This window comes from Microbispora sp. H13382 (assembly GCF_014161445.1).
Classification (GTDB): Bacteria; Actinomycetota; Actinomycetes; order Streptosporangiales; family Streptosporangiaceae; genus Microbispora.
Genome location: NZ_JABBXA010000006.1, coordinates 101,610 through 113,960 on the forward strand (window position 1 = coordinate 101,610; position 12,351 = coordinate 113,960).

Sequence of the window (12,351 nt, forward strand, 5' to 3'; positions counted from 1 at the left end):
CATCCTCCCAGCCCGCCCGCCCCGATGCCAACGCGGGCGCGCTCCCGCGGGGGGTAACCTCGATGTGTTATGGGTCCCATACGAAAGCTCCGCGTCCTCGCCGCCATGTCGGGCGGGGTCGACTCCGCGGTGGCCGCCGCCCGGATCGCCGAGGCGGGGCACGACGTGACCGGCGTCCATCTGGCGCTGTCGTCCAACCCGCAGTCCTACCGCACCGGCGCGCGCGGGTGCTGCACGCTGGAGGACGCCCGCGACGCCCGCCGGGCCGCCGACGTCATCGGCATCCCCTTCTACGTGTGGGACATGGCCGAACGGTTCCACCGCGACGTGGTCGAGGACTTCGTCAGCGAGTACGCCGCCGGCCGCACGCCGAACCCCTGCCTGCGGTGCAACGAGAAGATCAAGTTCGAGGCGGTGCTCGACCGGGCGATCGCGCTCGGCTTCGACGCCGTCGCCACCGGCCATCACGCGCGGCTGGAGGACGGTGTGCTCCGGCGCAGCGTCGACGAGGCCAAGGACCAGTCGTACGTGCTGGGGGTGCTCACCCGCGAGCAGCTCGCACACGCGATCTTCCCGCTCGGCGGCTCGACCAAGGCGCAGGTGCGCGAGGAGGCCGCGCGGCGCGGGCTGACCGTCGCCGACAAGCCCGACAGTCACGACATCTGCTTCATCGCCGACGGCGACACCCGGGCGTTCCTCGCCGAGCGTCTCGGCTCGTCGGAGGGGCCGATCGTCGACGCGCTCACCGGCCGGGTGGTCGGCAGCCACCAGGGGGCGTACGGCTTCACGATCGGGCAGCGCAAGGGCCTGCACATCGACCGGCCGGCCGCCGACGGCAGGCCGCGCTACGTGCTGTCGATCGAGCCGGTGTCCAACACGGTCACGGTCGGGCCGCGCTCCTCCCTGGAGGTGACCTCCGTCGTGGGTGAGCGGCCGGTGTGGAACGGGCCGCAGCCGGAGCCGTACGAGCCGATCACCTGCACGGTGCAGCTGCGGGCACACGGCGAGGTGTACGGCTGCCGCGCCCAGGTGTCCGGCGATGAGCTGCACATCCAGCTCGACCGCCCGGCGACCGGCGTCGCGGCGGGCCAGGGCGCCGTCCTGTACGACGGTGACGTCGTCATCGGCTCCGCCACGATCGCCTCGGCCGTCTGAGCTACGGAACTTCGACGGACTCCCCGACCGGGATCCGGCGGAAGTCGGCCTTCTGCCTGCCGGCCTCCATGCCGAGCCAGTTGTCGATCAGGGTCGCGCCGATGTCGTTCACGATCCCGTCGTGCGTCGAGTAGGCCCGCGCGGGCCGGACGTAGCGCAGGTAGAGGATCGTCTCGGCCGCCTTCAGCCACGGCGCGTTGGTCGGCACTAGCAGCGTGGGGACCTCGGCGCCCGGCGGCGTGAGGGCGTCACCGGGATAGAACACCTCGTCGTCCACGAAGAAGCCGACGTTCTGCACCGGCAGGATGTCGGGGAGGTTGTGCGCGTGCCACTCGCCGACCGCGCGCACGTGGAACCCCGCCGTGTCGAAGGCGTCCCCCTGGGTGACGACCTGGAGCTTCGCCGGGATCTGGCCGAGCTGGTCGGCGACGGCCTGGCAGGTGTACACCTCCAGGTCCGGGCTCGCGTCCTTGAACAGATTCACGTCCACGTGGTCGAAGTGCTCGTGCGTGATCAGCACGGCGTCCGCGCCGTCGAGGAGCCCTTCGCCGCTGAACGCGCCGGGGTCGATGACGAGGCTCCGCCCGTCCTTCTCCAGCCGCCAGCACGCGTGACCGAGTTTGGTGAGTTTCATAGTCCCTAAGCTAGTGACCGTGAGCGACTATCCGTGGGCCGAGGCCACGGCCACCGGGGTGGGGTCCTACCCGGGCGAGGACCATCTGGAGGCGGTCAGGACGGCCTTCGGCGAACTGCCCATGCCGTACCTGCCCGAGCTGCCCGCCCGCGGGGTCGGCGCCGACATGATCGGGCGCACGGCGTCCCTGCTGGTGGAGCTGCCGGTGGAGGTGCAGCCGTCCGGCTGGCGGCTCAGTGACCGGCCGGGACGGGATTTCAAGCGGGCCAGGGACCATCTCACCCGCGACCTCGACGGGCTGGAGGAGGTCTCCCAGGGCTACGTGGGGCCGTTCAAGATCCAGGCGTGCGGGCCGTGGACGCTCGCCGGGGCGATCGAGCTCCGGCACGGCGACAAGGTGCTCGCCGACGCGGGAGCCGTACGCGACCTGACCGAGTCGCTGGCCGAGGGACTGGCGCAGCACGTGGCGGAGGTCCGGCGCCGGATTCCGGGAGCCGAGCTCGTCGTCCAGATCGACGAGCCGGGGCTGCCCCGGGTGCTGGCGGGCACGGTGCCGACCGCGTCCGGCTTCGGGCGGCTGCCCGCCGTCGAACCCCCGATCGCGTCGGAACGTCTGAAGACCGTGCTCTCCGCGCCGGCGCCCGCCTTCCCGGTCGTCCACTGCTGCGCGCCGGGCGTGCCGTACGAGGTCATCCGTACGGCGGGGGCGCGGGGTGTGTCCGTGGACGCCGCGCTGCTGCGCCGCCGCGACGAGGACGCCATCGGGGAGACGATCGAGAAGGGGCTCGCGCTGTTCCTCGGCGTCGTGCCGGGGACCGACTCCCGGCTCGCCGACGTCGGCGTGGTGGCCAAGCCGGCGGTGGAGCTGTGGCGGCGGCTCGGCTTCGCGCCGGGGAGGCTCGCCGAGCAGGTCGTGCTCACTCCCGCGTGCGGCCTGGCCGGAGCCTCTCCGGCGTACGCCAGGGCGGCGCTGGCCCGGTGCCGGGAGGCGGCCCTGGTGCTGCGCGAGGACCCCGGTGAGTGAGGCGCGGGGAGTGAGAGCGGGAGCGGGGCCGCGGCGAGCGATCCAAGCGGCCTCCCAGCTCATCCCCAAGTGATTCACAAGCCTTGTCACGTATCTCTTGACGTGCTGGAAGTTCAGACGTTCAGGAGAAGACCCCATGCGAAGCGCCGCGCGCCTTCTGCTCCCTCTCGCCACCGCCGCTCTGGCCGCCGGTCTCGTCGCGGCCCCCGCGGAGGCCTCGGCCTCGTCCGCGGCGGAGACCTGGAAGTGGGGACCGACGGCGTCCTCGGACACCAAGGGCTGGGCGAACGGGTACGTCCGGTCGGGATCGTCGGGCCTGCGCATCGTCGGCGACCTTTATGACGCGGGCGGGGCGAAGACCTGCTCGTGGGTGAAGATCAAGTGGCTGACCGACCGCGGGAAGTACCGCACCGCGACCTCGCGGAACTGCTCTCAGTCCACCCCGCGGACGTTCACGGTGAACGCCGGGTACATGCTGCTCGCCAAGGCCATGGTCTGCCGGGGCAGCGCGACCCGCGTCACCGGCAAGTGCTCTCGCTGGGAGCGGGTCTGGACCCAGGGAGGATGACCCTCGGGCCGGTCCCCTTCCATCCACGGTGACCGGCCCGAGTACACCCGGACAAAAAGGAATGAAAGTGGGCTGCAAGCGGTCTACCGTAATTCTCGATCGCTCAATGAGACGAGGGGCCGCGCGGTCTGGAGCGGCCCTCTCGCCGAGCGGTCCGGCGGGAGTCGCCCACGTCCTCGGCGCGGCTCCCGCCCCCGTCCTTCGCGAACTGTCGGTCGCCGGAGATACGGTTGCCCTGGGTGTCTGACGAGGGGAGACGGGCGACGTGAGCGACAGGGCTGACGAGGCTGACGGGCTCGACGGCGCCGCGCTCGGGGACGCGGCGAACGGGCACGCGGAGGCCGCGAGCGAGGTCGAAAGCGTGACGGGCGCCACCGGGGTGACACAGGGCGCGCCGGCCGAGGCACGGGAGCGGCACGCCGAGCTCACGGAGCTGCTCGAGGACGCCAACTGGCGCTACTACGTGCTCGACTCGCCCACGGTGAGCGACGCCGAGTACGACGGCTGGATGCGGGAGATCCTGGCGCTGGAGGAGGCGCATCCCGATCTGCGCACGCCTGACTCGCCCACCCAGAAGGTGGGGGCGCCGGTCTCCACCGAGTTCGCCCCCGTCACCCATCTCCAGCGCATGGAGAGCCTCGACAACGCCTTCAACGACGCCGACCTCGCCGGCTGGCAGGCCAGGGCGGAGCGGCTGATCGAGGCCGACCCGGGCCCCTATCTGTGCGAGCTGAAGATCGACGGCCTGGCCGTCGCGCTCGTGTACGAGAAGGGCCGCCTGGTGCGCGGCGCGACCCGGGGCGACGGGCGCACCGGTGACGACATCACGCCCAACATCCGCACGCTCGGCGACGTGCCGCACCGGCTCACCGGGGACGGCGTCCCCGATCTGCTGGAGGTGCGCGGCGAGGTCTTCCTGCCGGTCGAGGGCTTCAAGAAGCTCAACGAGCAGCTCATGGACGCGGGCAAGCCGCCGTTCGCCAATCCGCGCAACTCGGCCGCCGGCTCGCTGCGGCAGAAGGATCCGCGCATCACCGCGCAGCGCCCGCTGCGGATGATCGTGCACGGCGTCGGCAAGTGGGAGGGCGGCGGTCCGCTGCCCGCCACCCACTCGGCGGTCTACGAGCGGCTGCGCGACTTCGGGCTGCCGGTCAGCGACCGCTACAGGGTGGTCGAGGGCCTCGATGAGATCCGCGAGTTCATCGAGCACTACAACGAACACCGTCACGACCCGGAGTACGAGATCGACGGTGTGGTGGTCAAGGTCGACCGCATCCCGGTGCAGCGGCAGCTCGGCTCGACCAGCCGCGCACCGCGCTGGGCCATCGCGTTCAAGTACCCGCCGGAGGAGGTCACCACCAAGCTCCTCGACATCCAGGTCGGTGTGGGCAGGACGGGCCGGGTCACGCCGTTCGGCGTGATGAAGCCGGTGGTGGTGGCCGGGTCCACCGTGGAGCGCGCGACGCTGCACAACGGTTCGGAGGTGGCGCGCAAGGGCGTGCTGATCGGCGACACCGTGGTGCTGCGCAAGGCGGGCGACGTCATCCCCGAGATTGTGGGGCCCGTCGTCGACCTGCGGCAGGGCGGCGAGCGGGAGTTCGTGATGCCCACGCACTGTCCCGAGTGCGGCACCGAACTGGCCTACGAGCGCGAGGGCGACGCCGACCTGCGCTGCCCGAACGCCCGGTCCTGCCCGGCGCAGCTGCGTGAGCGGATCTACTTCGCGGCCGGGCGCAACGCGTTCGACATCGACGGGCTGGGCTACGTCGCGGCGACCGCGCTGACCCAGCCGCTGCCGCCGCAGGAGCCGCCAGTCCGCACGGAGGCCGACCTGTTCGACCTGACAATCGAGAAGCTGCTGCCGATCAGGTCGGTGGTCCGCGACCCCGACACGGGCCTGCCGAAGACCGATCCGGAGACCGGCGAGCCGAAGGTGGTCTCTTTCTTCGCCAACATCTCCGGCGAACCGAGCAAGAACGCCGAGCTGATCCTCCAGCAACTGGAGAAGAAGAAGGACCAGCCGCTGTGGCGGGTGCTCGTGGCGCTGACGATCCGGCACATCGGGCCGCCCACGGCCCGCGCGATCGCCGCGGAGTTCCGCTCGATCGACGCCATCGCCAAGGCGTCGGAGGAGGAGCTCGCGGCCGTGGAGGGCATCGGCCCGCGAGTCGCCGCGACCATCAAGGAGTGGTTCGCGGTCGACTGGCACCGGGAGATCATCGAGAAGTGGCGGGCCGCCGGTGTCCGGATGGCCGACGAGTCGCCCGAGGACGAGGGGCCGCGTCCGCTGGAGGGGCTGACGTTCGTCGTCACCGGGACGCTGTCGGACTTCAGCCGCGACGAGGCGAGCGAGGCCATCGGTGTCAGGGGCGGCAAGGTCACCGGCTCGGTGTCCAAGAAGACAAGCTTCCTGGTGGTGGGGGACAACCCCGGCTCGAAGTACGACAAGGCGGTCAAGGCCGGCGTCCCGATCCTCAACGAGGAGGGCTTCCACACCCTGCTGAGTGAGGGCCCCGACGCCGCCCGCGCCGTCGCCGTCACCCCCGAGGAGTGAGCACGCGCCCTGAGAGACGCTGAGGCAGCGCCGGTGGGATCAGGGGCAGCGCTGACAGTGGATTGGCCGACGACTTCCGCAGGTAGTCGACAAACGTAGAACGAATCTAACGTAGAAGCGATCTTAAATTGGTGGCGGGAGTCGTGAGTGGGCGGACGTGCGCCTTGTCCCGGAACAGGATCATCTCTAGTCCTGTTTCATCGAGCATGCCGACTTCTGCCGATGCGATACCCGAAGTGCTGCAGTACGCCGCTTTCACCACCGATCCCGCCGGCGGCAACCTGGCCGGGGTGGTGCTCGACGCAAGCGGGCTCGATGAGGCGGCCATGCTCGCCATCGCCGCCGAGGTGGGCCATCCGGAGACGGCCTTCCTGAACGAGACCGCGCCACCGGCCGGCCGGACTTTCACCGTCCGGTATTTCAGCCCGAAGACGGAGGTGCCGTTCTGCGGGCACGCCACCGTGGCATCGGCGGTCGCGCTCGCCGAACGGATCGGACCGGGGCGCCTGGTCTTCGAGACGCAGGCCGGAACGGTGCCGGTCGAGGTGGTGGCGGACGAAGGCGGTGTGCTGTGGGCGACCCTGACCAGCGTGGAGCCGTACGTCAAGCCGATCGGCGAGCTCGACGTGGCGCAGGCGCTCGACGCGTTGAGATGGCGGATCGACGAGCTCGATCCGGCACTACCCCCACGGATCGCCTACGCGGGATCGCGCCACCTGGTGCTGGCCGCTGCCACCCGCGAGCGCCTCGCCGATCTCGACTACGACTTCTCGCGGCTCGCGCGGTACATGACCGATCGGGATCTCGTCACTGTGCACCTGGTGTGGCGGGAGTCGGCGGACACCTTCCAGGTGCGGGATCCGTTCCCCGTCGGCGGGATCGTGGAGGACCCGGCCACCGGGGCCGCCGCAGCCGCTTTCGGGGCGTATCTGCGGGACCTCGGCGAGGCCGGTCCCGCTGCCGTGCTGACCCTGCGTCAGGGTGTCGACATGGGACGGCCCGGTCTGCTGCGGGTGGAACTGCGAGACGGGGACTCCAGGGTCCGGGTTTCCGGCGCGGCGGTGCCTGTTCCGGCCGAAGGCCGGTCAGGCCCGCGGTGACCCGGCCCACCCGTGCGAACTCGGCATGGGGACCCGGCACCGCCATCGTGGCGGAGGCGTCAGCGAGCCAGGAATCGAGCCGGCTCAGCAGAGCGGGTTCGGCCCTCAGCCCGGCGGCGGTGCCGCTGAACACGGCCTGACAGGGGGCGCGCCAGATCCGTATCTCGGCGACGGCCCCGGTCATGTCGGTCACCCACACGACGTCGAGCCGGCTGATCGGCGTCGCGGCCCGTGTCCGGTCCGGCGCGCCGCAGTCCACGCCGTTGACGAAGTCGGTGGTGCCCTGGCTGTCGGTCACGCTCCGTATGGTGGCCGCGGCGTTGAGGAGTCCCCGGATGGGTTCGAGATCCTCTCGTAGGACCCGGTGAGCGCGCAGCTGAAGATCGGCTCCGTCCGCACGGTAGCGGCAGGCGGTGACCACGGCGAGCGGGCCGGGCAGGAACTCGTCATCGCGGCCACGGTTGCGCGCCATGCCGTCCTCGGGAAACTCCAGATCCGGCCGGTTGTCGACCTCTGCCACCGCCACCGTGTCCGGGCACGTGGGCGCGGGGACCGCCGTCGGGTCTCTCGCGATCTGTTCCCGGTAGAAGAAGAGGAAGCGGTCGACGGGGTCGCCCCACAGAAAGCGGGTCCGGCCCGCGTGGTGGACAAGGCCGCAGTTGCGGTCGAGCAGGAGCAGCGCTGGTGGCCGGTCGCGGTAGCGCACCGCGAACGACAACTGCTCGCCGTATCCCACAGCGGTGCAGGCCTCGCCCATGTGCAGGTCCTTGGGCGGCGTACCGCCCTGAGCGGTCATGAGAGCCCGTGCCGCCGCCTCCGCCTCATCTCGCCTGGGCAACGCGTTGAGTACGGCGATCATCTCGGCGACGCGGGTGCTGAGGGTGCGGTCTCGTCCGGGCCGTGGCGACGGCATCGGCCCTGGACCGCTCCTCGACGGTGCGATCAGCTCGCACAGTGTCACCGAGACGGCGCCCTCGGCGGGCACCAGCGGCCCCGGCCTGTCGGCGGTCCCCCGCACGGACATCACCGCGTTAGGGCAGCCGTCCGCCTCCAGAAACCGGGTGTCCAGCATCTCGACGGGATACGAGGCGGACGCGGCGAGAAGCAGCGCGATCACGGCCCCGCCGGCCAGCCCACGCCCGATCCGGCCCCGCCACGAGATCATGAACCGACTGTACGTCGCTCCCTTCCCGGCAGACCAGTGACTCCGAGCGGCACATACCGGGACCCGCGGTGTGAGGGGGTCCTGCAACCGCGCCGGCCGGCATCGCGGCACAGCTGAATCAGTCCGGCCCGGGACGCACCTCACCGGCCTGGCCGCTCTCGGCCTCATGGAGATCCCGCCGGGCTCGCCCTCCTGACGCGTCGAAGGCGTGCCGTACGGCTGGGAGCCGTACGGCACGCCTGGACTACGCGGGGGTCAGGAGGTGGTGCAGACCAGGGGGGACGGGGTGGAGGGGGTTCCGCTGGAGCTGCCGAGGAAGCCGAACGTGGTGCTCGCGCCAGGGGCGAGGTTGCCGTTCCAGTTCAGGTTCGTGGCCGTGACGCTGCTGCTGCCGGTGAGGTTGGCGTTCCACGCCTGGGTGATGGACTGCCCGCCGGGCATCGTCCACTTCACGGTCCAGTCGTTGATCGCCGAGGAGCCCGCGCTGGTCACGGTGACCTCACCCTGGAAGCCGCCGCTCCACGAGTTGACGACCTTGTAGACGGCCGTACAACCGCGGTTCCCGGTGAACGTCGGCGAGACCGACGGGGACGGCGAGGGAGACTGGGGCGCCGACGGCGAAGCCGAGGGGGACGGCGACGGTGACGGGGACCGGGTCGGGGACGGGGACGGGGACACCGGCGGGGTGTACGGGGCGGCGATCGCCAGGTCGTAGGCCCGCTGCGGCACGAACTGGCCCGCGGGCGCGATGCAGCCGTCGGACTCGCCCGGAGGCTTGACCCACAGGTACGCGGCGATCGCCGAGTCACCGGTGTTCGTCGTGCTCCAGGCACCGGTGGCGCGGCCGGCCGGGTCACACCACTCGCTGCCGACCGGGCCGTTGCCGTTGCGGCTGGTGTCGATCACGGCCTTCAGCCAGGACAGGCCGGTGGCCGCGATGACGTTCTTGGCGTAGGAGACCGTGGCGGTGGTGAACCGGTAGTTGGAGACGTTGAGCGCGATGCCGTCCGCGCTGTTGGCGATGTCGGCGCCCCGCAGCCGGTTGGCCATGTCGGAGGCGCCCACCCAGGCCTCGTTGCCCGCGTCGAAGTAGACCTTGACGTTCGGGGAGGTGGCCTTGAACTTCTTGCCGGCGTACGCCATGGACGCCTGGACCTCGGCCTGCTGCGAGGAGTTCATGCAGTTCGGCATGATCGACAGGGCGTCGGGCTCCAGGACGATGTAGGCCGGACGCCCGCCGAGACCCGCGGCGACCTGGTCGATCCAGGCGCGGTACGACGCGTGGTCGGGCGCCCCGCCCGCGCTCGCGCCGCCGCAGTCGCGGTTCGGCATCTCGTACACGACCATGATTGGGATCTTGCCGGCCGCCGCTGCGGCGCCCACGTACGCGTCGACCTGGCTGCGCACGGCCGAGGGGTTGTAGCTGGCGAACCACCGGCCCTGCGGGACGGCGGCGATGCGGTCCCTGATCACGGCGGCTTTGCTGTCGTTGGGGTTGGCGGCCACCCACTTGGCCGCGTTGGTCGTCGGGTCCACGTAGAAGGCGGAGTCGGCGGCTTGCGCGGCGGAGGAGGCGAGCACGGACGCTCCCACCGCGGCCGTGGCGACCGCTGCGAGCACAGCCGCCGTCAATCTGCGAGACATGGAATACTCCGTCCGGTAATGTGGGAGCGCTCCCACAGTTCTATCGGATGGTAGGGAGCCGACGGTCGGTCCAAGAAGGGCCACTCGGTATTTGTATGGACGGCCAACCTAATAGGCGCAGGCGGGCGGGGGATCGGACCTGTGGAGCACTTGAAACTTTCACCACAAGTCCGGCCAGGCCGTGATATCTCCAGAAATCATGGTGACGCAGTGTGCCCAAGCGGTTTCGCGAAGTGGCCCAGAGGCCGTACCCTCCCATAGTGACCTCTTGGGGGGTTTCTTACCGATGACGCTTTCACGCGGTCTCATGCCGCTCGCCGGGGTGCCACGCGTCCTCCTGCCCGCCGTCGACCTGGGCGAACTGTCCACGCCCGTCGACACCCGGGACACCGGACCGCGCCCGGGCTCGCCCTTGTGGGCCTATCTCACGGCGGTCACCGCCGTCGGGGTCACCGCGCTGGTGATCGCGCAGGTACGGCTCGGCTTCGGCGAGCTGGGCGAGGTGGCCCGCGCCCCGCTGTTCTGGATACTGACCGTCCTGGTGGTGCTGGGCGAGCTGCGCCCGGTGATGTTCAGCTCCTCGACGCTCGTCGGGGGCACGCCGGCCTCCACGATGTTCACCTTCGCCGTGCTGATGTACCAGGGCCTGCCGACGGCGGCGCTGATGCAGGCGATCGCCGTGGTGGTCAGCGGTCTGGTGCACCGCAGGGCCTGGCACCGGGTGTCGTTCAACCTCGCCCAGGTGACCCTGGCCTGCGTGGCCGCGGCCGCGGCCTTCGCCGCGTTCGGCGCGCATCCCGCTCCCGGCACCCCCTGGACGCCCGACGGCGGCGACATCCCCGCCATCGCGGTGGCCGCGGCGGCGTACTTCGCGGTTCGCGCGATCCTGGTCTGCCAGGCGGTGGCGCTGCACGAGCGCCGGCCGCTGGCCCGGGTGATGAAGGCGTCCATCGGCCCGCAGGCCCTCGTCTACGGCGCGCTGCTCGGCCTCGCACCGCTGGTGGTCGTCGTGATGGCGCACTCCACGGCCCTGGTCCCCCTGTTCGTCGCGCCGCTGGCCGCCGTCTACTTCACCGCGACGCTCTCGCTGCGCCGCGACCACCAGGCGACCCACGACGGGCTCACCGGCCTGCCGAACCGCAAGATGCTCATCCTGCGTACGGAGGAGGCCCTGGCCGAGGCGCGCGAACACGAGCGGGTGGGGCTGCTGCTGCTCGACCTCGACCGTTTCAAGGAGGTCAACGACACGCTCGGCCATCCGGTCGGCGACCGGCTGCTGCAGATCGTGGCCCACCGGCTCACTCACAGCGTGCGGCCCGGCGACGTGGTGGCCCGCCTCGGCGGCGACGAGTTCGCGGTGCTGCTCCCGTCGATCAGGGACGCGCAGGCGGCCAAGGAGGTCGCCTCGCGGCTGCGGGTCGCGCTGACCGAGCCGGTACGCCTCGAGGGCATGACCTTCGACCTCGACGCGTCGATCGGGATCGCGCTCTATCCCGACCACGCGCCCGACTTCGAGCTGCTGATGCAGCGTTCCGACGTGGCGATGTACCTCGCCAAGGAGGGCCGCACCGGCGTCGAGTTCTACCTGCCGGGCAAGGACCGCAACTCGCCGGAACGGCTGAGCCTGCTCGGCGACCTGCGGCGCGCGATCGACGCCGACGAGCTGGAGCTCCACTATCAGCCCAAGGTGAGCCTCGAGGACGGCAGGGTCGAGAGCGTCGAGGCGCTGCTGCGCTGGTGGCATCCGGTGCGCGGGCCGATCTCGCCCGCCGAGTTCATCCCGCTGGCCGAGCAGTCGTACCTGATGCGCGAGCTCACCCAGCACGTCATCGGCCACGCGCTGGGGCAGGCGGCCCGGTGGTGGCACGCGGGCGTCGACGTGCCGGTCTCGGTCAACGTGTCGGCCCGCGACCTGCTGGACTCGAGCCTGCCCGAGCAACTGGAGTCCGGGCTGGAGAAGCTGGAGCTGCCGCCCGAGGCCATCCGGCTGGAGGTCACCGAGCGCATCCTCATGACCGACCAGGCCTACAGCGCCGACACGATCCGCACCCTCGCCGGCCTCGGCATCCAGCTGGCCCTGGACGATTTCGGCACCGGATACTCCTCGCTCGTCCGTCTCCAGCGCCTCCCGGTCTCCGAAGTGAAGATCGACGCGTCGTTCGTCCGGCGGCTCGGGGAGTCCCCGGACGACGAGCGCATCGTCCGCTCGATCATCGACCTCGTACGGTCCCTCGGGCTGAGGTCGGTCGCCGAGGGGGTCGAGTCGCCGGAGATCGCGGCGCTGCTGCGGGACATGGGCTGCCACGCGGGCCAGGGGTGGTGGCTGGCCAAGCCCATGCCGGCCGGTGAGGCGACCACGTGGCTGCGCGGCCGGCTCAGTGCGGCCTTCCGGGACCGTCAGAGCGGCGGCGCCCCGTCCCCCGCCGCACTGACCCCCGGGACCCGGTCGTCGCATTAAGACCATGTGACGCGGCGTCGTCGGGTCGGCCGCGCTCGGCGACGAGCCC

The 12,351-nt window shown here is 71.1% G+C and carries 8 protein-coding genes; 6 read left to right on the plus strand and 2 right to left on the minus strand.

All coding sequences use genetic code 11. The annotated features are described in order from the left end of the window. The first annotated feature begins 69 nt into the window (after positions 1-69). Positions 70-1,155, plus strand: a complete 1,086-nt coding sequence (mnmA, locus tag HHX41_RS14500) for a tRNA 2-thiouridine(34) synthase MnmA (RefSeq protein ID WP_259400969.1) — start codon at positions 70-72, stop codon at positions 1,153-1,155. Between the two features lies 1 nt (position 1,156). Here mnmA and HHX41_RS14505 read toward each other — a convergent pair whose 3' ends face one another. Then, positions 1,157-1,789: an MBL fold metallo-hydrolase gene (locus HHX41_RS14505; RefSeq protein ID WP_182906398.1), complete on the minus strand. Its 633-nt coding sequence runs from the start codon at positions 1,787-1,789 to the stop codon at positions 1,157-1,159. Between the two features lie 19 nt (positions 1,790-1,808). On the opposite strand from HHX41_RS14505, the gene HHX41_RS14510 reads away from it, so the two are divergent. The 4 genes from HHX41_RS14510 (at position 1,809) to HHX41_RS14525 (ending at position 7,035) form a co-directional block, all read left to right on the plus strand. Beyond that, positions 1,809-2,813: a methionine synthase gene (locus HHX41_RS14510; protein ID WP_182906399.1), complete on the plus strand. Its 1,005-nt coding sequence runs from the start codon at positions 1,809-1,811 to the stop codon at positions 2,811-2,813. 136 nt (positions 2,814-2,949) lie between these two features. Then, complete coding sequence (locus HHX41_RS14515) at positions 2,950-3,381, plus strand: hypothetical protein (protein ID WP_169984236.1); 432 nt, start codon at positions 2,950-2,952, stop codon at positions 3,379-3,381. A 361-nt stretch (positions 3,382-3,742) separates the two neighbouring features. Then, a complete protein-coding gene (gene ligA / locus HHX41_RS14520) occupies positions 3,743-5,935 on the plus strand; it encodes an NAD-dependent DNA ligase LigA (RefSeq protein ID WP_169984333.1) in 2,193 nt (730 codons plus the stop codon). Between the two features lie 236 nt (positions 5,936-6,171). After that, entirely contained in the window at positions 6,172-7,035 is an 864-nt protein-coding gene (locus tag HHX41_RS14525; RefSeq protein ID WP_310741990.1) for a PhzF family phenazine biosynthesis isomerase, read from the plus strand. A gap of 1,420 nt (positions 7,036-8,455) precedes the next feature. On the opposite strand, the gene HHX41_RS14530 is transcribed toward HHX41_RS14525, so the two are convergent. Further along, the gene (locus HHX41_RS14530) at positions 8,456-9,844 is read right to left on the minus strand and encodes a glycoside hydrolase family 6 protein (protein ID WP_182906400.1); all 1,389 of its coding nucleotides are present in this window, start codon (positions 9,842-9,844) and stop codon (positions 8,456-8,458) included. 361 nt (positions 9,845-10,205) lie between these two features. Here HHX41_RS14530 and HHX41_RS14535 point away from each other — a divergent pair, with 361 nt between their 5' ends. Beyond that, positions 10,206-12,302, plus strand: coding sequence for a putative bifunctional diguanylate cyclase/phosphodiesterase (locus HHX41_RS14535; RefSeq protein WP_396794619.1), 2,097 nt, complete (start codon positions 10,206-10,208; stop codon positions 12,300-12,302). Positions 12,303-12,351 lie beyond the last annotated feature (49 nt).

Excerpts from the sequence above, each read along its gene's own strand:
- mnmA (WP_259400969.1), top strand. The coding sequence starts at position 70 with ATGGGTCCCATACGAAAGCTCCGCGTCCTCGCCGCCATGTCGGGCGGG.
- HHX41_RS14505 (WP_182906398.1), bottom strand. The coding sequence starts at position 1,789 with ATGAAACTCACCAAACTCGGTCACGCGTGCTGGCGGCTGGAGAAGGAC.
- HHX41_RS14515 (WP_169984236.1), top strand. The coding sequence starts at position 2,950 with ATGCGAAGCGCCGCGCGCCTTCTGCTCCCTCTCGCCACCGCCGCTCTG.
- HHX41_RS14530 (WP_182906400.1), bottom strand. The coding sequence starts at position 9,844 with ATGTCTCGCAGATTGACGGCGGCTGTGCTCGCAGCGGTCGCCACGGCC.